The 20,814-nt window shown below is 42.3% G+C and carries 15 protein-coding genes; 11 read left to right on the top strand and 4 right to left on the bottom strand.

The genetic code is table 11. The annotated features are described in order from the left end of the window. Positions 1–13: 13 nt before the first annotated feature. The 6 genes from PKC55_RS00155 (at position 14) to PKC55_RS00130 (ending at position 8,955) form a co-directional block, all read left to right on the top strand. On the top strand, positions 14–1,795 hold the full coding sequence (locus PKC55_RS00155; protein ID WP_291128734.1) for a TonB-dependent receptor: 1,782 nt from the start codon (positions 14–16) through the stop codon (positions 1,793–1,795). Positions 1,796–2,340: 545 nt separating this feature from the next. Next, entirely contained in the window at positions 2,341–2,958 is a 618-nt protein-coding gene (locus PKC55_RS00150; RefSeq protein ID WP_135104711.1) for an outer membrane beta-barrel protein, read from the top strand. A 9-nt stretch (positions 2,959–2,967) separates the two neighbouring features. Continuing rightward, positions 2,968–5,406, top strand: coding sequence for a replication restart helicase PriA (priA, locus tag PKC55_RS00145; RefSeq protein ID WP_291128731.1), 2,439 nt, complete (start codon positions 2,968–2,970; stop codon positions 5,404–5,406). Between the two features lie 183 nt (positions 5,407–5,589). After that, on the top strand, positions 5,590–7,974 hold the full coding sequence (locus PKC55_RS00140) for a transglycosylase domain-containing protein (protein WP_414647320.1): 2,385 nt from the start codon (positions 5,590–5,592) through the stop codon (positions 7,972–7,974). Positions 7,975–8,001: 27 nt separating this feature from the next. Next, a complete protein-coding gene (locus tag PKC55_RS00135; RefSeq protein ID WP_291029156.1) occupies positions 8,002–8,559 on the top strand; it encodes a CD225/dispanin family protein in 558 nt (185 codons plus the stop codon). A gap of 12 nt (positions 8,560–8,571) precedes the next feature. Beyond that, a complete protein-coding gene (locus PKC55_RS00130; protein ID WP_291130389.1) occupies positions 8,572–8,955 on the top strand; it encodes a DUF2752 domain-containing protein in 384 nt (127 codons plus the stop codon). A gap of 94 nt (positions 8,956–9,049) precedes the next feature. Here PKC55_RS00130 and PKC55_RS00125 read toward each other — a convergent pair whose 3' ends face one another. The 3 genes from PKC55_RS00125 to PKC55_RS00115 all read right to left on the bottom strand — a co-directional run bounded on the left by PKC55_RS00125 (position 9,050) and on the right by PKC55_RS00115 (position 11,221). After that, complete coding sequence (locus PKC55_RS00125; RefSeq protein ID WP_291130391.1) at positions 9,050–9,967, bottom strand: TraB/GumN family protein; 918 nt, start codon at positions 9,965–9,967, stop codon at positions 9,050–9,052. A 147-nt stretch (positions 9,968–10,114) separates the two neighbouring features. Further along, on the bottom strand, positions 10,115–10,723 hold the full coding sequence (locus PKC55_RS00120) for a hypothetical protein (RefSeq protein WP_291130393.1): 609 nt from the start codon (positions 10,721–10,723) through the stop codon (positions 10,115–10,117). A gap of 9 nt (positions 10,724–10,732) precedes the next feature. Further along, on the bottom strand, positions 10,733–11,221 hold the full coding sequence (locus PKC55_RS00115) for an RNA polymerase sigma factor (protein ID WP_135104704.1): 489 nt from the start codon (positions 11,219–11,221) through the stop codon (positions 10,733–10,735). Between the two features lie 256 nt (positions 11,222–11,477). Here PKC55_RS00115 and def point away from each other — a divergent pair, with 256 nt between their 5' ends. After that, the gene (gene def, locus PKC55_RS00110; RefSeq protein ID WP_291130395.1) at positions 11,478–12,116 is read left to right on the top strand and encodes a peptide deformylase; all 639 of its coding nucleotides are present in this window, start codon (positions 11,478–11,480) and stop codon (positions 12,114–12,116) included. Between the two features lie 464 nt (positions 12,117–12,580). Here def and PKC55_RS00105 read toward each other — a convergent pair whose 3' ends face one another. After that, positions 12,581–13,321, bottom strand: coding sequence for a CPBP family intramembrane glutamic endopeptidase (locus PKC55_RS00105; RefSeq protein ID WP_291130397.1), 741 nt, complete (start codon positions 13,319–13,321; stop codon positions 12,581–12,583). 251 nt (positions 13,322–13,572) lie between these two features. Here PKC55_RS00105 and PKC55_RS00100 point away from each other — a divergent pair, with 251 nt between their 5' ends. The 4 genes from PKC55_RS00100 (at position 13,573) to PKC55_RS00085 (ending at position 20,681) form a co-directional block, all read left to right on the top strand. Next, a complete protein-coding gene (locus PKC55_RS00100; RefSeq protein ID WP_296951690.1) occupies positions 13,573–14,592 on the top strand; it encodes a branched-chain amino acid aminotransferase in 1,020 nt (339 codons plus the stop codon). 53 nt (positions 14,593–14,645) lie between these two features. Continuing rightward, complete coding sequence (gene lptB / locus PKC55_RS00095; RefSeq protein WP_006844650.1) at positions 14,646–15,428, top strand: LPS export ABC transporter ATP-binding protein; 783 nt, start codon at positions 14,646–14,648, stop codon at positions 15,426–15,428. Between the two features lie 352 nt (positions 15,429–15,780). Then, a complete protein-coding gene (locus tag PKC55_RS00090) occupies positions 15,781–18,948 on the top strand; it encodes a SusC/RagA family TonB-linked outer membrane protein (protein ID WP_291130402.1) in 3,168 nt (1,055 codons plus the stop codon). A 20-nt stretch (positions 18,949–18,968) separates the two neighbouring features. After that, positions 18,969–20,681: a SusD/RagB family nutrient-binding outer membrane lipoprotein gene (locus tag PKC55_RS00085; RefSeq protein ID WP_291130405.1), complete on the top strand. Its 1,713-nt coding sequence runs from the start codon at positions 18,969–18,971 to the stop codon at positions 20,679–20,681. Positions 20,682–20,814 lie beyond the last annotated feature (133 nt).

Genomic DNA, 20,814 nt, shown 5'->3' with positions numbered 1-20,814 from the left:
AGAATTAAAACGTATGAAAACAACATATAAATCATTATTGGTCATAGGACTGGGAATAATAAGCCTGACAGTTTCGGCACAAAAAGACTCTACCATCACTCGTCAGGTGATGCTCGAAAGAGACTATGTACCTACAATGCAAGAAGCATCGAAAGTAAATACACAACCCGATATCTACGCCCCTACTATCAAACCGAAAGAAATCAAGTTCGAGAGCAATACCCCTCAGATCAGGTTGGACAACAACAAACTGGGAGCTTCGGCATCGGGTGATATCAAAACAGATGTAGCCTTCGACAAAAAACGTGGATATGCAGTATTAGGCTTAGGCACAGGTGGAAATATAGATGGAGCTCTCGGGTACAGACTTGTAAACGGAGACAACGATCGCCTCGATTTTTTTGGTACATATAGCGCAACAGGCTCTACAGTAGACTATATCAACGGTAGCGACTATGCCCGCAAAGATGTAAAAGCCAAGTATATGCATGCAGGAGGCAACCTGAAATATCAACACACGTTCGACCCTTCTGTCTTATCGGTAGGAGCATCGTTCTATAATACATCTTACAATTATTATGGAAACAGCTTTATTCCGATCACATCGTCTGCTGTATATCCGTTCGATGTAGACAGCAAGCAAGGTGTAAATGTGTTTAAGATCGGAGCAGGACTGAAATCGAGAGAAGAGAACGAAGGCCCGATCAAGTATGACGGAAATGTGAGCTACAATTATTTCACAAATAAGTATGGTCGCCAAAAAGCAGACGACGGAGTAAAAGGGGGCATTATCAATGCCGACCTAAACCTGTATACAGAATTTGGAGCCGATCAGCAAGTAGGGATTAAGGGAATGATATTGAACCAATCGTTCAGCAACAAAACCGATTACCTACCCAATGCGCATCACGGATATACAAATATTACAGGTACGCCATATATCAAGTTTCAAGGAGCAAACTGGAATGCCGATTTAGGAGCAAACCTGAGTGCATTGTTTGATGTGAAAACGGCTTTTGCTATTTCACCAAATGTAAAAGCTAGCGTGAGCTTCTACGAAGTAAACACACTCTATGCCGAAGTAGGCGGAGGCGTGAACAACAATACATTCCTCGACATTTTGCAAGAAAACCGTTATGCAGACCCTAGCACCCGCATCGAATATTCAAAAACATATTACAATGCCAAGATCGGATTCCGTTCGGGTGTTGTCAGTGGTTTGGAATTTGACCTCTTTGCCGGATACAAGCACGTAAGAAGAGACCACCTTTATGTATACAACTATTATAAAGAAGAAGGATGGGGAAATGTTGGAAGCCCTGTATATGCTAACATCTCTACAGGACACATCGGCGGGTTGCTGAAAACCAACCTGATCCCATACACCGACCTTTCGGCTCGTATGACTGCCTACTTCTACAATGTGAAATATCACGAACCGTATGTGCAAGTAATAGACGCAGAGACGTTGCCTGATACCAAACCTTGGGGACGTCCTACATTCACTGCCGAGTTTAACGCTGACGTTAATCCAATCAACAACCTTACCCTATCGGTGAATTATCTATATGCAGGCGGACGCAAGGCTCTTGCCTCAAATGCAAGTACCACCTCATGGACGATTGCAAATATGAAGGATATAAATGAGCTGAACTTCAGAGCCGAATATAAGATAAATGACTATATAGCCGTAAACGGACGATTAAACAACGTGCTTTTCCAGAAGTATGAGTTACAATACGGATATCCGCTACAAGGCTTTAACTTCATGGCAGGTGTAAGCCTCAAGTTCTAAAAAAAAAAATACATTAATCTTCATAAATGGAGTGAGACCCCGTTCGTGCAACGGATCGTTTCACTCCGTTTTCTTTGTAGGGTTACTGTATTTTTTGTTATGCAGAAATTATGGAGTATGAGAGAAGACAAGAATACATTTTAACCCTTTCTTTAACTACAAATAAACAATATGCCGGCTCGAATAGCGTTATAAACATGAGGAGTTCTTACGATATTTCCCCGAAAGATAGTTTATAACAACGGTTATACTGTGTAGTTTATAACTAAAAGTTGATCTAAAGCCATACTAAACATCGCATAGAGAAGGGTATGTAATCAACTTATAAACAAATCATTAAAAATTATCCACATATAATTTGTTTGTTTGTAAATTTTAACTATTTTCGTAAACTGTAAAATGCGAGTAATGAATATCAGAATACTTTCGAAAATCAGAAATTCCACCAATTTATTCAGAAAACATTTTATAAAACAATCGGGCACAAACGAACTTCTCTCTCTATTTATGTGTTATAAAAAAAGAGTTAATAAAAGGTATTACGTATGAAAACAAAACAATTAGTATCGCTAGCACTCTTTGTACTTATTTGCGTACTGAGTATTAATACTGCCTCAGCCCAGTTTCGTTTAGGTGTAAGGGGAGGTGTAGATGTAGCCAGCAACAAGCTGAATACCGATATATTGAAGGCCAGCAACCGATTAGGCTTCCAGATAGGCCCTACCGCCGAATTTGTAGTTCCTATTTCGGGATTCGGGGGAGACATTTCTGTTCTGTACGGACATAAAGAATATAAGATCAGTGAAAAGCAAGACAACGCGTCTCTATCCGACTATAATTATATAAGCGTGCCTATCAACTTAAAGCAACGTATCAAGCTTGGTCCTTTGGGCTTGTTTGTTACAGGTGGAGTATATGGCAATGTGAAAGTGGGTGACGACAATGCTAAAAATGCAAATGAAGTGGTTAACGCTTTCAAGCACAAAAACTTTATCTTCGGATTGGGTGCAGGAGCAGGAGTTACTTTATTCAGAAATATAGATTTGGGAATGTACTTCCGTGGCGACCTGACCAACAATTATAAAGAAGAATACATGGATGCCGATACGTTCCAAAACAAGAAAAACCAATACTGGACCGTAGGACTCAATTACTACTTCTGATAAACAAAAATGTTGTATGCTGATGTAATATTACCCTTGCCGCTACAAGGGACTTACACTTACGCTATTCCTTTAGAATTTAAAAAATCGGTATACGCAGGGAGTAGAGTTATTGTACAGTTTGGCAAAAAGAAGTTTTACACAGCCATTGTTTTTCAGATATACGAAAAAGAAAAATTATCACAGCCGGTAAAAGACATTGTTACCGTGCTCGAAGAATATCCGATAGCGACCCCTCTCCAGCTAAAGTTCTGGGAATGGGTGGCTATGTATTATATGTGTTCGCTGGGCGATGTGTATCGTGCGGCACTACCCTCAGCCCTGAAACTGGAAAGCGAAACTCACGTTTTGCTCAATGCCGACTTTGAGACTTCCGAACCACTTACCGCCAACGAACAGAAAGTTTTCTACTGCCTGTCATCCGATAAAGCCAAAACGATAGCCGAGATAGAAAAGCAAGCGGGAATATCGAATGCCGTAACTGCAATCAAAACCTTGGTAGACAAAAAAGCGGCATACATCAGCGAAAACATACAAGATACATATACCGTAAAGAGCCAAACAGCCATACGCCTCACCCGCCAATACAGCGAAGAAGAGCTAAATGCGATAATGGACGAGCTGGGTAGGGCAAAAAAGCAACAGCACTTGTTTTCTACCTTTCTGTTTATGAAAGACGAGACTCCCCTTGTGCTAAAGAAAACACTGCTCGAAGAAGCCGATACTTCGGCTAGCGTACTGTCTGAACTGCAAAAAAAAGGGTTCCTCGAAACATACGAATACGAAGTCAGCCGTTTCGACTATGGCGATACCAATATAGATGCCGCTTCGGAACTGAACGAACATCAGCAAAAAGCCCTTGAGGAGATAAAAGACTCATTCAAGGAAAAAGATATTACCCTGCTCTTTGGCGTTACATCGAGCGGAAAGACAGAAATATATATACAACTCATAAAGGAGGCGATAGAAAAAGGCAAGCAGGTGCTTTACCTTCTGCCCGAAATTGCCCTCACCACCCAGATAACCGACAGGCTAAAAGCCGTTTTTGGCAACAAACTTGCGGTGTATCACTCCAAGTTTAACGATAACGAGCGAGCCGAAATTTGGAACAACCTACTAAAGAACAACGACATACAAGTTATCTTAGGAGCACGTTCCGCTATATTCCTGCCCTTTACAGACTTAGATCTGGTGATTGTAGACGAGGAACACGAAAGCTCGTACAAGCAACAAGACCCTGCTCCCCGCTACAACGCACGCAATGCAGCTATCGTATTGGCTTCTCTGTTCAACACCAAAACGCTGCTGGGTACAGCGACCCCTTCGCTCGAAACATACAATAATGCTCTCACAGGAAGGTACGGACTGGTAAGGCTGGACAAGAGATATGAAAATATCGAGTTGCCACAGATATCGGTCGTTAACACCAAAGAGCTGAGAAGGAAGAAACAAATGAAGTCCTTCCTCTCTCCTCCCCTCATCGACAAAATGAAGGAGGCGTTGAGCAAAAAAGAACAGATCATACTTTTCCAAAACAGACGTGGATTTGCGTCTATGCTCGAGTGCAAGACCTGCTCGTGGACATTGCATTGCCGAAACTGTGACGTAAGCCTCACCTATCACAAAGGGCAGCGCATGATGGTATGCCACTACTGTGGAGCAACATACGAAGTGCCTACCGTTTGCCCCGATTGTAATACCCCTACGCTCGACATGCTAGGCTATGGAACGGAACGGATAGAGGAAGAAGTTGCAGAACTCTTTCCCGAAGCTTCGGTTGCACGTATGGACTTAGACTCCACACGAGGGAAGCGGTCGTACGAACGTATTATTTCCGACTTTGAACAAAACAAAACCAATATACTTATCGGTACACAGATGGTATCCAAAGGCTTAGACTTTGATAATGTAAGCATTGTAGGCATACTCAACGCCGACAATATGCTCAACTATCCCGACTTCAGAGCATATGAACGGGCGTACCAACTCATGACACAGGTAAGCGGACGTGCCGGACGTAAAAATAAACAGGGCTTGGTCTTCCTTCAAACCTCACATCCGGGTAGCCCGTTGATCAGCTTTGTAAGGAGAAACGACTATGAATCGTTTTACGAACTGCAAGCCGAGGAGCGAAAAATGTTCCGTTATCCACCCTACTTCCGTCTGATAAACATTGTAGTACGTGGCAGAGACGAGCAACTGACCGACAGCGCAGCACGGGAGTTTGTCTCAGCCTTGCGCACCACCTTTGGCGAGCGTGTGTTGGGACCGGGCAAGCCGCCGGTATCACGCATACAGTCGTTGTATATCCGCCACATTATGCTCAAAATTGAAAATCAGGCATCGATACAGAAGGTTCGTGAAGGTATTTTCCAATGCCAGTCCCTTGTATTTGCCAACCCGACGTTCAAGTCGCTGTTGTTGCACTACGATGTTGATCCGATGTAGGTTTACGCCCGCTGTTAGATTATCATCCTGAACGGAAAGAAGGATCTTTTCCCACTAAATATAAAAAACGCTTTCCGCTACTGAACATAACAAGAATTATTGAAAAGCATTTAAGTTTTTTTATCTGCATTATTGAAACGTTTTATATAACTTTGCGCCAAGTTAAAAGACTTGCATACACTTATGAATGAGAAGGAAAAACAAAGAAGGAATAATAAGACAAATAAAAAACGTACCCCGAAGACCATCATAAAAAAGATGTGGATCGGGTTTGCCTGCTTCATCGGAGTACTCACCATCACATTTGCCCTTATCAGTATAGGAGCAATCGGCTATATGCCTGATGTAGAAGAGTTAGAAAACCCGATTGACAAATATGCCTCTCAGATATATTCTACCGATGGGCAACTATTGGGCACATATTCCCTTGCAAAAAACAACCGGATATATTCCAACTACGAAGATCTTTCTCCGTATCTGGTACAAGCGTTGGTAGCTACCGAAGACGCACGCTTCTATTCACATTCAGGTATTGATGCATACGCATTGCTCAGAGCCGTAGTGAAAAGAGGTATACTGATGCAGGAAAGTGGCGGTGGGGGTAGTACCATTCCTCAGCAGCTGGCAAAACTGCTTTATTCTCCTCCTTCCGAAAACTGGGTTCAACGTGTGTTTTTACGCAAGCCTATCGAATGGGTTATTGCCGTAAAGCTGGAACGATATTATACAAAAGAAGAAATAGTGAACCTATACCTCAATCAGTTCGACTTCCTATACAATGCTGTAGGTATTCAGTCGGCTGCACAGGTGTACTTCAACAAAACACCCAAAGAGCTCAAGATAGAAGAAGCCGCTACCCTGATAGGGATGTGTAAAAACCCTTCGTACTTCAACCCGAGAAGATATCCCGACAGAACAAAAGGTCGTAGAAATGTGGTATTGGAACAGATGTACAAGAGCGACTACATTACCGAACAACAGTACGACTCGCTGAAACAAACAGAACTGAAACTCGACTTCAAACGGGTAGACCACAAAGACGGGCTTGCTCCTTATTTCAGAGAGTATCTGCGTATGGCTATGACAGCCAAAAAGCCTAAGAAATCGAATTACGCTTCGTGGCAAATGGAACAATATGCGCTCGATTCTATCAGCTGGGAGACAAACCCGCTGTACGGATGGTGCAACAAGAATAAAAAGCCGGACGGCTCTAATTACAACCTCTCTACCGACGGACTGAGAATATATACAACGATCGACTCTCGCATGCAGCAGTATGCCGAAGAGGCGATGGCAGAACACCTCAGCAAGGAACTGCAACCCGACTTCGATAAAGAAAAGAGAGGTCGCTCGTATGCTCCTTTCTCCTACTCGGTAGCCAAAGATGTAGACACATTGCTATATCGTGCCATGAAGATTAGCGACAGGTACAAGGCTCTGAAAAATGAAGGAATGTCCGACAAAGAAATACTACAGATATTCAAGAAGCCTGTAGATATGAAAGTATTCTCTTGGAAAGGAGAAGTAGATACGACAATGACCCCTTGGGACTCCATACGCTATCACAAAAGCTTCCTGCGTTCGGGCTTTATGGCGATGGATAATCACAACGGATATGTAAAAGCTTATGTGGGAGGAATAGACTTCAAGTTCTTCCAGTATGATATGGTGAACATGGGACGCCGACAAATAGGTTCGACCATCAAACCATTCCTTTACACCCTGTCGATGGAAAGCGGAATGACGCCTTGCGACCAGATGCTATATGTGCCTCAAACCCTCATTGCCGAAACAGGTAAAGAGTGGACTCCAAGAGGAGGGCGAGCTTCTATGTTTGGCGAAACGGTCACCATCAAATGGGGGCTGCAAAACTCCGACAACCTTGTTACGGCTTACCTCATGGGACGTACCACACCGTATGCCTTTGCACGTATGTTACACTCGTTTGGTATCACCGGACGTATAGACCCTGTGGTTTCTATGGCTCTGGGTACACACGATGTGTCTGTGTCGGAAATGGTTGCCGCTTATACCTCTTTTGCTAACAAAGGAATACGTTCCAACCCTGTATATGTTACCCGCATCGAAGACGCCTTTGGCAATATAATAGCTGATGCAGCCTTCGCTCCGAAGATGGACGAGGTGTTCAGCGAAAGTACGTATGTGAAGATGCTCGACATGCTTCGCGGAGTAGTGGATGGTGGTACAGGCGGACGCATCAGACGCAACTATGGGATAACAGCGCCAATGGGAGGAAAAACAGGAACAACACAAAATAACTCCGACGGATGGTTTATGGGATTCACACCTAAACTTTCTACCGGATGCTGGGTAGGTGGAGAAGACCGCTCTATACACTTCGACCGCACAACTGACGGACAGGGAGCCAGCATGGCACTGCCGATAGTAGGTTTGTTCTTCAAAAAAGTATTTGCAGACAAACGACTCGGTTATAGCCAGGGAGACCAGTTTGAGAGTGTACCGGGATATGGTGTTTGCGACAAGAGCAGCGACGAAGAGGTTCAGGATGCACCGCCTCCGGCTCAGATAGACGAAATGTTTAAGTAAAAACCGGCTATAATCCGGCCAGACTTTATGCTGAAATATTACTACATCGATGATATATCGAAGTTGCAATGCGGCCCATTTACTTCAAACGAGTTACTTCGGAAGAATATCAGCCCCGAAACAATCGTTTGGCGTTCGGGGATGGCAGACTGGGCTGAAGCCGGAACGTTGCAGGAGCTGAATTTCCTTTTCGACACTAAAGCCCCTGTACCGCAAGACCGTAGAGAAGAGCAGCAGACACCTCCTCCAATACGACAGCAGCAGAATAGACAAAACCCGACATATAACAGCGGGCAGCGATACCAATATGACGATCAGCACAAGTGGGATGGCATAATACCCATGCCCAAGAATTGGCTTATAGAATCGATATTACTTACTATATTTTGTTGTTCGCCGATAAGCCTTGTTGGAATATTTTATGCCGTGAAGGTAGAAACGCTGTATGGCAAGAGAGAATATGAAGCTTCGCAAGAAGCATCACGCAAGGCCAAACTATGGACGCTATGGGGTATTGCATTCTTGCCTGTTATCTATATGTTATTGTTCATTTTAGGTTTGCTTGCAGCTCTTTCGCAGTATTAAAACCGAGAAACAATGCCGAAATATCTAATCAGAGTTATTGTGATAGGCTGCGTACTACTGCTTGCCGCAATTATATACTTTCTGTTCAGTCCCGCAGAATCGGCATATTTTCCCCAATGCCCTTTTCATCAGATCACAGGGTTCGACTGTCCGGGCTGCGGTTCTCAACGAGCCATACATCATTTACTACACTTTAGGCTGAAAGATGCATTTGCAAGTAACCCTCTCCTTATACTGGCAATTCCCTATCTTATCATTGGAATTTATTTCGAATACTTTGGCGGTAAAGAAAAATATCCGACCGCACGGAAGATACTATTCGGAAAAAGGGCTATTGTTATAGTCCTTATACTGATTGTGCTTTTCTGGATAGGGAGGAATATCAGCTTTTCATAATATATAACAGGGATAGCAAACCACCGGATACAATTTCCCCCTCCAATAGAAAAGAGTGAATCTAATGAAGGGGGAAGAAAATAAAGTATATCTTTTATTTCACAGCTTCTACTGTGTATCCTTTAGTAGCAAGCTGAGCGAGCAATCCGTCCTTGTCGGCAAGGTGCAACGCACCTACGGCAATGAGGCTCGATTTATTTTTCATTATCTCAGGAAGTTTTGCGATCCACTTATCATTACGGTCTTTATTCAGAGCATTTTGCGACTTTTGTGATACACCACACGGATCGTCAGGATTATTAAATGCAAGATTGTACATATTTGTCAGCTGTCCTGCCTTGTAGTATGCATTCAGCTTATCCAACATATCTTTTGCCTTGTCGCTATTCACGACATAGCATGCCAATGAAACAGCCTGATCTTTCAACGGTTCGGCATCGAACAGAGCATAAATCTGATCTTCGACAGTTTCGAGACCAACAACGGTTTTTCCTTTCTCGGTAGCTATGCGTTGCACATATCCATCGATAGCTTCGTGTGCCATAGGGTTAAACTCTGGATAAAACTTTGTATATAACGTGATGGTGTACAACATAGAAAGCATACCCGGTTTGAGTTGTCCAAACTGAGTGAGACCAACACCGAAAAGCTCTTTCAGCCCATTATCCAGCTTGGTATAATCATCGGGAGACAACAAAGCTTCATAGCTCTCGCCTGCCGGCATCATCGCCGCCTGTTGCAGTTTGGCCTGCATCGCCGTCTGATCAGACATCAGAAGTTCGCCCACCGTTTGTTCGGTAGTTTCCATGGCACTTCTTAGTCCCGGAATGCTATCTACATAGCTCACATGTGCCAGATGGTGCGTACCAAGTATATAAGAAGGCTTTGATAGCCCATTGCCCGAAACCTTCCAAAGCAAAGCGTTATCATACTTCGTTTCGTTCTGAGCTGTGAGCGTTGTAGCAGCTACAAATAGTATCAGTGCAAAAAATGTTGCAACCAGATTTTTCATATTACATTTATTCGTTAAGTTTCTTACAAAGGTTATTTATATTTTGTCATGCTGACGACTAGAAGCATTTCTTACGGCAAGAGATTATTGGCTATGCCGATTTTCAATTCACTCCTTTCAAAATGACAAAGAGGATATTCTACTTATTCAGTCATTATTATCTTTCTCAAAATCTTCTATTTCCCGTATCGAATCTTGTATCTTCTTTATATTATTCAGATATAAATATTTATATATCAGGAAAGAGAAAACCATCGTAGATGCAATCATAAAGATAAGCAACAAGAGCATAAACGACGACTCGCCGTCGGACGAATATCGCCCCATCAGCTTAGGAAACATACTCGGCAGACCATAATATATATACGACACCGAGAAAGCGACTATCCACACCGCTCCTATAATAATTTCGTACACCAAGAATTTCTTGTAGAGTGTCACCCCCTTCGATATTTCCAGTATTCCCATTTTAGACACATCCGCCTTCTTCAGGTAGCTGATCTTATACAGCTGCCAGAAAAATGCCGGGATAAGCAATGCAAAATAAAGGATACCGGGCAGAGGATGCATACAATAGAACAAGACTCCTGCAAACACACAAGGTATGAGTAGCCACAAAAAGCACTTGTCATACTTCAATAAATTTGCATAAGCGCTTTTCCCCTTATTATCCAACATTTTCTGAATCTTTGATTCATCGATTGTCGGCTTTATATCCGCTTCTTGCCACGTTTTTTTTATGCTATCGAGATCCATATAATTTGGTTAGTTTTCTCCATTCGACATCTGCTTCAACTTATCTTTTATGCGGCTCAGTTTGGTTGCCACATTTGTCACAGAAAGCCCTGTGATTTCGGCTATCTCCTTATACGGTTTATCGTCGAGATAGAGTAAGACTAGGGCGCGTTCGATTTTTCCTAAACGGTTGATTAATTTGTACAATTCTTGTATTTCTTCATTGTTGTCCACCACGTCGGGAATATCTGTCGATATATCTACATAGGAAACATTAATTCTATTCCTGCGATAGAAAGACACACAGGTATTGAGCGCAATCCTATATATCCAGGTCGAATACTTGCTTTCGCCCCTGAACGACGGATACCCTTTCCATAGGTTGAGTACGACTTCTTGATAAAGATCGCCGATCGGATGCTCTTTGTCGACATAGAAGGAAGCTACCTTGAAGATAATACCCTCGTTTTGACGTATCATCTCTAAGAATTGTTCATCCCTTTCCTTCGTTTCTTTCATCTATTAGAAGTCGCTTTATTATATATGTCGCAAAAGTGTACGATTTGTCACAATATTAGGAATTTTTTAATGTTTAATCACGAATAGATGATGAAAATATGAAGCGGTAACAAAAAAATGGATGTAAAAACTTGTTGCTAGGGGCATGTTCTCAATTCGATTAACAACAAGAATAGCCTCTACTGTAAGATATATTTTTTGTTATGTACTAGCCATTTTTCATATCTTTGCAAAAAAAATATAAACATCGGATATAATGAAAAAGATAGTATACTTGCTGATTATTTTGTTTAGCATATCCGCGTGTAAATCTGTTAAGTTTATGACAAGCAACGAAAAATCACTGATAAATAGCGGAAGTGCAGATACTCCGTTCAGAGTATTACAAACCGACAACCAAAAAGATTCTCTTTTCCTCAGAAAAAAAAGCATCGATGTGGATGCGAAGAACATTGCAACCAACAAAGACCTGCAACTCCTTATCGACCGCCTGCAAATGACACTTGCCGTAGAGTCGGGAGTCGGAATCGCAGCTCCGCAGGTGGGTATCGGGCGTAACTTGTTCCTTTTCTTGCGTATCGACCAAAAAGGGATGCCTGTGCAAGTAGCCATCAATCCACGTATTGTAGGTCATTCGGCTGAGACATTCCTCTTCGAAAGAGACGGATGCCTTTCCGTACCGGAACTATCGGGCACAACGAATCGCTACACATGGGTAGATGTGGAGTATTACGACGATAACGGAACGCTTATAAAAGAAAGATTAAGTGGCGGCTCACGTGGCGCAGACTTTACGGGCGTAATATTTCAGCACGAGTACGACCATCTGCAAGGTATATTGTTTACCGACAGACTGGCTACTGCCGTTTCTCCTGAGGTTCAGAAAGAGGATTGATGCTGCCATTTGAAGAAAAACAATCGACAACATAAAAGCAAAAAGAGTAAATCAAGGAAATGATTTACTCTTTTTTTTGACGAATATAGTTTTGTATGTGTTCGTATTAAGATTAGAAAGTTAACATAATCGTCGTCTAAAGTAAGACTGTAAAGCAAAAGTATAGTATTCATTTTGCACTTATGTTAACTATTATAAATCCTGACCACAACTTTTCTCCACACAAGCAAATTATATAAAGCTGTTTTTTCGAATGTATTCTTTGAAAATAAAAACTGTTTACTAAAAATTACCGACCATTTTTCTATGCTCCGAAAACTCACTCAGGAAGCAACAAAAGGTGTAAACATTTATAAATATTTACAGTAGAAAGGGCATTGGAAAAGCGTTTCCGCTATTTGGAGATCCCCTCGCAGAGAAAGAAATATTGTCGACGTGTTAAATTTATAGCGGCAAAAAACAAGTTATAAGATGTGATAAAAGATAAAGTACATCATCGCAAAGTTGTATCCGGCATGCGACAGCACAGCTCCAAATATAGAGTCACACATCTGCTTGCACGCAAAAAACAGTCGACTGACAGCAAACATTGACAGTACCCACAACAGTGCCGGAACAGGAAGCAATTTCCACACCCCTGCATCAAAAATGATTCCGAAATGAGCCAGATGCGTTAATGCAAAAGCGAGGCTATCGAAGAGAGAAGCCTTTGTTTCGCCAAACTTGAGAACAAAGCTGCCGTGTATTACCCCTCTGTACAGAAATTCTTCGCCGATAGGGCTGAATAGCATACTGGGTATAGCGGCAATAAGGAAGAAGATAAGCCGATGACTATCGTCCAACACGACAGACGTGCTGGCTTTAGAGATATAGACAAGCGAATTGCTGATTGTGTTGCCATACAAAAGATAAAACAGCCCGTATATAGCTCCGCACGCCAATGCACCCAAGGCAAAAGAATAAAGCAAACGAAGGTAACTGTTAGGACGCTTAAAGCCAATTTCTCTCCTGCCCTTGCGAGTGAGAAAAATAAAAGGGGTGAACCACATGATGAAAAAGATGATAAAAGCTGTGCCATATCCGCCCGACATGTTCGCATCCAACACCAGAATAAAACGAGGAATACCAAACAATAGAATTAGCGCAAGACCAAATTGCCAATTATAGCTGAAATAGCGTGACCATATTTTGTGTAGTGATTCCATATCAAATAAGTATTACGATTGAAAGTATAAATGAAGTATCTTTTTCTATTCTGACATAAGATTCTCCACTTGTGAGCATGGCAATAAAAATACATTTTAAATATCATCTCCAAAAGAAGAAACTCCTAAAATCTGAAAAATGAGCTTAAATATTTACTTAATAAGAAAAAACATCGCCTGAATATCGATGAAAATTGTACTTTTGTGATATAAACAATTTATCGAAAGTATTGATTTAAACTTTTATCGACATGAATGGGATAGACTGGTCTAATTTGTCTTTCGGGTACATGAAGACAGATTATAATGTAAGAAGCCATTACAAAGATGGAAAATGGAGTACACCAACCGAAACTACTTCTGAGAGTATTGACATTCATATAGCTGCCACTTGCCTCCACTACGGACAAGAAGCATTTGAAGGACTCAAAGCGTTTAGAGGTAAAGACGGGAAAATCCGAATTTTCAGAATGCGCGATAATGCTTTGCGTATGATTTCTTCATGTCATGGTATTATGATGGCCGAGCTTCCTGTCGAAGTTTTTGAAGAAACAGTATTAAAAGCTGTAAAACTGAACGAAAAATTTGTTCCGCCATACGGAAGCGGAGCTTCTTTATATATCCGTCCGCTACTGATAGGCACAAGTGCACAGGTGGGCGTAAAACCTGCTGCCGAATATATGTTTCTCGTATTCGTTACCCCTGTAGGCCCATACTTCAAGGAAGGGTTTAAACCTACTCCGGTTGCCATCCTGCGAGGATACGACCGTGCTGCTCCGCTGGGTACAGGTACAATCAAGGTAGGTGGCAACTATGCAGCCAGCCTCGTGGCAGGACATAAAGCGCACGAAATGGGATACTCTGCCGTTCTGTATCTCGATGCCAGAGAAAAGAAATATCTGGACGAATGCGGTCCTGCAAATTTCTTCGGAATAAAAGACAATACATATATCACACCGCTTTCGAGTTCGATACTTCCTTCCATCACCAACAAGAGCCTGATGCAACTGGCCGAAGATATGGGAATGAAGGTAGAACGCCGTCAGATACATGAAGACGAATTGGCGACATTCGAAGAAGCGGGACAAGTGGGAACAGCAGCCGTGATCAGCCCGATATTAAGAGTAGATGATCTGGACGAAAACAAGTCGTATGTGATATCTAAAGATGGTAATGCTGGGCCTGTAAGCACCAAGCTGTACAACAAGCTAAGAGCGATACAGCAGGGCGACGAACCCGACACACACGGCTGGGTAACAGTTCTCGACTGATCGGGTATACAATCCTAACAACTTGTTTGCTTGTCTACAATAGTAATTGAATAATGGCAGAAGATAACAATATACAACCCACAGAGAGGATGGTGCTACGCACCGAAGACCTTGTAAAGCGATACTCGTCGCGTACTGTCGTAAATCACGTCTCGATAGATGTGAAGCAGGGCGAGATTGTCGGCTTGCTAGGCCCCAACGGTGCAGGAAAAACCACAACGTTCTACATGACCGTAGGATTGGTGATGCCCAACGAAGGCAAGATTTTCCTCAACGATACGGAGATAACCAAGTTCCCTGTTTACAAGCGGGCGCAACATGGCATCGGCTATCTGGCACAGGAAGCCTCCATCTTTCGCAAGATGACTGTGGAAGACAATATCCGGTCGGTACTGGAAATGACAAAAACATCATCCGAGTATCAGAAAGAAAAATTGGAAAGCCTCATCGATGAGTTTGGGTTGCACAAGGTTCGCAAAAATCTGGGAGACAGGTTATCGGGAGGTGAACGCCGCCGCTCGGAGATTGCCCGCTGTTTGGCTATCGACCCTAAGTTTATCATGCTTGACGAGCCTTTTGCGGGGGTAGACCCTATTGCCGTGCAAGACATTCAGGAAATTGTGGCAAAGCTGAAATATAAGAACATCGGGATTCTCATCACCGACCACAATGTGGACGAAACGCTGAGTATCACCGACCGTGCATATCTTTTGTTCGAAGGGAAGGTATTGTTCCAAGGAAGTGCCGAGCAATTAGCTGAAAATGAAACGGTAAGGGAGAAATATCTCGGACGTGACTTCCAGCTGAAACGACGCAATTTTGAACATTTGAAATAGCAGAATAAAAAATAACAGAGAGCGCAGATTGATATAATCTGCGCTTTTTTTATTGCTGAAAAATAGAATAACATAAGAACGACAGACATATAAGTTAACACGCAGAAATAGCTTTTGATATTCAATATAAATAAAATTTATAAAAAAAACAGCACTCTCAACAAAGCTCTTATAACCAAACTATTAGACACCATATAAACTATCATAATAAAACAAATAAAATTAAAAACAGGGGATAAAAAACACAATAAAGTTGCATTTCTATATCACAATAGGTATTTTTACAATCAAATAGATACCAATCTAAAGAAGAATACACAGAATTATATCCATTTTTACAAAAACTAAACCTATGTTAAAATCACTAAAAACAGCACGTTTACTTTTTTTGTTGTGTACAGTAAGCACAGGGACAATCTATGCCGGGTCTGTAAAAGAAAATACAGAAATCAGCACTGTGTTCCAGGCCGAAAGATGTAACGGAATAGTAAAAGATGAAGCAGGAGAAACCATTATCGGAGCATCGATAGTTGTGAAAGGAACAACTAACGGAACTGTTACCGGTGTAGATGGAGATTTCTCATTGACCAACGTTAAAGTTGGAGACATTATCCGTATCAGCTTTGTGGGTTATATCCCTCAAGAAGTTAAATGGGACGGAAAACCATTAAACATTATCTTGAAAGAAGATTCTAAAGTATTAGACGACATTGTTGTAACAGCACTGGGCATCAAGAGACAGCAAAGATCGTTAGGTTACTCAACTACGTCTGTAGGCGGCGATGAGTTTACCCAAGCCCGTGACCTCAATATCGGGAATGCCCTCTCAGGTAAGGTAGCGGGAGTTTCTGTTGCAGGAAATGCAACCGGAGCAGGAGGAAGCAGCCGTGTAGTAATTCGTGGAAACGCTTCGCTTACGGGAAACAACCAGCCTCTTTATGTAATAGACGGTGTGCCATTCGACAATAGCAACTTGGGAAGTGCCGGCACATGGGGCGGAATGGATATGGGAGACGGACTATCCAACATCAGCCCTGATGATATTGCAAGCATCCAGGTACTGAAAGGTGCTGCGGCATCTGCCCTTTATGGATATCGTGGAGGTAACGGAGCGATCCTGATCACGACCAAATCGGGTAAAAAAGGACAGCCGGTAAGTATCGAATTCAATAATAGTTTAACATTCAACACAATTTACGACTATCGTGATTTTCAGAAGAAATTCGGACAAGGAACCGAAGGTACTCGTCCCTTGTCGAAAGAAGATGCGATAAGCACTGAGACATCAAGCTGGGGAGCTCCACTCGACGGAGGTAAAGCAATTAACTTCTTAGGTAACGAATACAAATATTCGTACGTAGATAACTGGGACAACTTCTATCGCACCGGGGTTAACGATGCTACTTCACTTTCTGTAAGCGGTGCAGCAGATAAGATCCTTTACCGATTTGGCGTATCCAATATGTACGACAAAGGTATTCTGCCTAATTCGTACATCAGCCAGCAAGGTATAAACATGAACACCACTTACGACATTACCTCTAAGATACAGTTGAGCGTAAATGCCAACTATGTATTTGAAAAATTCAAAGGACGTTCTAACCTATCGGATGGTAACGGAAACACGAATGCCTCGTTACTTTACCGTGCCAACTCGTTCGATGTACGCTGGTTGGAGCGTGATGATGCCGATTCACAATGGGGATCTACAGCCGAAGGAAAAGAGCTGCTGGGAGGAGATAACGTATACTTCAACAACCCATACTGGCTACAATACAGAAAAACAAACGTAACAAACAAAAACCGTCTGACTGGCGGAATGACCCTGAAATATGATATCTTCGACTGGCTATATGCCCAGGGAGGTATTACACGCGATGGTTACAATATGGACTTCAAACAAGTGCAACCAATGGGTGCAGCTGCCGATCCGCAGGGTTTTATGACCGAATATTCTAAAAATTTCGCAGAAATAAACTTAAATTACCTCATCGGATTCAACAAAACATTTGGAGACTGGAGCACCAGCGCTACGTTTGGAGGTAACCGTCAACGCAATATTACCAAACAATGGATGGCTGATGGCGTTCGTCCATTCTTAGTACCGGGACTTGAATCGGTAAATAATGTAGGAAATCGTCCGATGACAAAAAGTTATATCGAATATCGTGTAAACTCAATCTATGCGACTGCCGATTTTGGATACAAAAACCAAATATTCTTGAATCTTACAGGTAGAAACGACTGGTTCTCGACACTGAACCCCGACAACAATAGTTACTTCTACCCTTCTGTAGGTGCATCATGGGTATTTACTGATACATTTGCTTCTAAAGGAGCTTTGGAATTTGGTAAACTACGTGTAGCCTATGCCTCAGCGTCCAACGGAACAAGTCCGTATCAGACATTACTGACCTACAAACTGAATGATTATATCATAAACGGGCTCAACAATGGAACCATCAATAATGATGTTTATCCCAATCCGAACCTGAAACCTGTTCGCATCTCTGAGTGGGAAGCTGGATTGAATCTATCGTTCTTCAAAAACCGCTTGTCTTTCGATATGGCTTTCTACAATAAAACCACAAAAGACGACATTGTTACCATAAGCACCAGTAGCGCTTCGGGCTTCAACTCTACAATCATGAACGTAGGTGAAATCAGAAACAACGGTTTCGAATTTATGGTAGATGCGGTTCCTGTACAAACGAAAGACTTTATGTGGAATTCTACTTTCAATATCTCTTACAACGACAGTAAAGTAAAATATCTGGGAGAGAACCAAGGAAAACTGGTGGAGGCTATAGGTATTGCAGGTGCTACATCACGTAGCGGAAACGTGTCTATTCAGAATGTTTTGGGCAGACCGTACGGCGAACTGGTAGGTTACAAGTACAAGAGAGTAGACGGACAGATTGTTTACAAAGACGGAGTTGCTCAGCGTTCAGACGAACTTCACAATCTGGGATCAGGTGTTTATAAACTAACGGGAGGATGGCGCAACCAGCTAACATACCGAGATTTTACACTTTCGTTCTTATTAGACTTCAAATTCGGAGCTAAACTATTCTCAGGAACAAATTATTCATTATACAGCAATGGACTTCACAAGAATACACTTGAAGGACGTGGAACTGACGGAAAAGGAACAATCGTAGGTGACGGAGTTATGCTCTCAGGAGACAAATATGTGCCAAATACTGTAGCCGTATCTGCCGAAAAATACTGGCAGGCAATAGCATCGAACAGTATCGCCGAAGAATTTATCTACAATGCTAGCTTCATCAAGCTTCGTGAACTGTCTATCGGATACACTTTCCCTAAATCGATATTAGGCAACAAAACAGTAAAAGGGTTATCAGTTTCCTTAGTAGGACGCAACCTTTGGACTATCTTAAAACATACCGACAACATCGATCCAGAGGCTGCATACAACAACTCTAACGGTCAGGGATTGGAGCTAAACGGATATCCGGCTACCAGAAGTATCGGTTTTAATGTAAACGTTAAGTTTTAACCTAACAAAACACAGAAATAATGAAAAAAAGAATTCTATATATATTCGCAGCAGCTTGCCTTATGGGGGCAACTACTAGCTGCAATGACTTTGGAGATGTAAATATCGATCCCGAACACCTGAACCAAGGTAATATGGATTACAGCCTTGTATTTACACAAGTACAATCGCAGATAGCAGGGTCTGACTGGGATATCTGGAGAAACTCTGTTATATACGCTGCCAATATGATACAGCATACCTCTTCGGCAAGAAGCCGCTACGGAGTGTTCTACACTTGGTCGGAAGGTTACAACGCCGCTTATTGGGATGGCTATTACACCGGGGGAAGAGCCGCTATCAGAAATGTGGTGGATGTAATGGAAAACTGGAAAGAAAAACCCAAATATGCAAACGAGTATCAGTATGCACGTGTGATGAAAGCATATATGTTTCAACGTATGACCGACTTGTACGGAGATGTTCCTTACTTCGAGGCCGCACGCCCTAGCGTCACCGGTTATCCGAAATACGACACTCAACAGGCTATTTACGACGACCTATTAAAGGAAATGGATGAAGTGAATACGGCGTTGAAAGCCAACATCTCAAATGCAGGCTCGTTCAAGGCTGACGTTATTTTCAACGGAGACTCTGAGAAGTGGCGCAAGTTTGCCAATTCATTGATGCTTCGTGCTGCAATGCGCTTATCGAAGGTGGATGCCGAAAAAGCTAAAACATGGGCAACAAAAGCGTTGGCGAATGGTTTGTTTGACAGTGCAGCAGATAATGCGATACTAAAACATTCGGATGCAGTAGTAACAAACGACTCTGCCGAACCATTCGGAAAAATTCATTCGAACGAAGATGCAGGAAAATATTACATCAGCGAATTTTTCATCGATGAGCTAAAGGCAACAAAAGACCCTCGTATTCACCTCATTGCTACTAAAACAACAAACCCGAGAGCCAAATGGGCTGAAGGCTTCGACTTCGGAAACAGTACCAATAGCGACGAACTGATAGGATTCCCTATCGGGTATGAGCAAGGAACAACGACATGGGGTATCCAAAAAGAGCAAAAAGTTCGTCCATTCTTCCCTGACTACATAGACCCTGATAAGATATCTGATCCGAAAGAAAAGGAAAATGCAATAAAAGCAAATGCGGAAAAATGGAAAGACTGGGAAAGCATCTGTGCGTTTCCTAACCGTCTGACATACTCTCGCCCGGATGTACCTTCGGTATTGATTACTTATACCGAAAACAACCTGCTGTTGGCTGATGCTGCTGCACGTGGATTTATTCCCGGAGGAGAAGCAAAGGCAAAAGAATATTTCGAAAAAGGAGTGAAAGCGGCTATGGAGCAATTTACACTTTACCCTGCGGCTAAAACATTGTATGATATTTACCTGACATCAACAAATGTGGATAAATACCTAACAGATGCATTGAATAGATTTGATGCCAATCCGCTAAAAGAAATTAATTGGCAGTACTACATCACTACATTTGGTGACGAATACGAAGCATTTGCCAACTGGCGTAGAACAGGATACCCTGAAATAAAATCAGTGTATGCTGTACCGCACAATCGTCCGGCTTATACCAATAGTATCAGTACAGAGATACCTCGCCGCTTTACCTATCCAAGCAACGAGTCTCAATACAACGCTACTAATTACGATCAGGCTGTAAGCCGCCTATCGGATGGAGATAAAATGACCTCCCGTGTATGGTGGGATAAACAATAAGGCTTACTGCTAACTATTTATAAACGAGCAAAAAAGGGGCTGTTCTTAAGAAGACAGCTCCTTCTTTTTTACCCAAAAGCCCATACTCAGGCTAAAAAAAGTCATATTACAACACAAACAAAAGACTACTAAA

The organism is Dysgonomonas sp. (genome assembly GCF_035323175.1).
In the GTDB taxonomy this organism is placed as follows: Bacteria; Bacteroidota; Bacteroidia; order Bacteroidales; family Dysgonomonadaceae; genus Dysgonomonas.
The sequence above is the reverse complement of the archived record's forward strand: the minus strand, read 5'-3'. Positions and strand labels throughout refer to the sequence as shown.

Bases quoted from the DNA above. Each gene is read 5' to 3' on its own strand.
- PKC55_RS00155 (WP_291128734.1), top strand. From the start codon at position 14: ATGAAAACAACATATAAATCATTATTGGTCATAGGACTGGGAATAATA.
- PKC55_RS00150 (WP_135104711.1), top strand. From the start codon at position 2,341: ATGAAAACAAAACAATTAGTATCGCTAGCACTCTTTGTACTTATTTGC.
- priA (WP_291128731.1), top strand. From the start codon at position 2,968: ATGTTGTATGCTGATGTAATATTACCCTTGCCGCTACAAGGGACTTAC.
- PKC55_RS00140 (WP_414647320.1), top strand. From the start codon at position 5,590: ATGAATGAGAAGGAAAAACAAAGAAGGAATAATAAGACAAATAAAAAA.
- PKC55_RS00135 (WP_291029156.1), top strand. From the start codon at position 8,002: ATGCTGAAATATTACTACATCGATGATATATCGAAGTTGCAATGCGGC.
- PKC55_RS00130 (WP_291130389.1), top strand. From the start codon at position 8,572: ATGCCGAAATATCTAATCAGAGTTATTGTGATAGGCTGCGTACTACTG.
- PKC55_RS00125 (WP_291130391.1), bottom strand. From the start codon at position 9,967: ATGAAAAATCTGGTTGCAACATTTTTTGCACTGATACTATTTGTAGCT.
- PKC55_RS00120 (WP_291130393.1), bottom strand. From the start codon at position 10,723: ATGGATCTCGATAGCATAAAAAAAACGTGGCAAGAAGCGGATATAAAG.
- PKC55_RS00115 (WP_135104704.1), bottom strand. From the start codon at position 11,221: ATGAAAGAAACGAAGGAAAGGGATGAACAATTCTTAGAGATGATACGT.
- def (WP_291130395.1), top strand. From the start codon at position 11,478: ATGAAAAAGATAGTATACTTGCTGATTATTTTGTTTAGCATATCCGCG.
- PKC55_RS00105 (WP_291130397.1), bottom strand. From the start codon at position 13,321: ATGGAATCACTACACAAAATATGGTCACGCTATTTCAGCTATAATTGG.
- PKC55_RS00100 (WP_296951690.1), top strand. From the start codon at position 13,573: ATGAATGGGATAGACTGGTCTAATTTGTCTTTCGGGTACATGAAGACA.
- lptB (WP_006844650.1), top strand. From the start codon at position 14,646: ATGGCAGAAGATAACAATATACAACCCACAGAGAGGATGGTGCTACGC.
- PKC55_RS00090 (WP_291130402.1), top strand. From the start codon at position 15,781: ATGTTAAAATCACTAAAAACAGCACGTTTACTTTTTTTGTTGTGTACA.
- PKC55_RS00085 (WP_291130405.1), top strand. From the start codon at position 18,969: ATGAAAAAAAGAATTCTATATATATTCGCAGCAGCTTGCCTTATGGGG.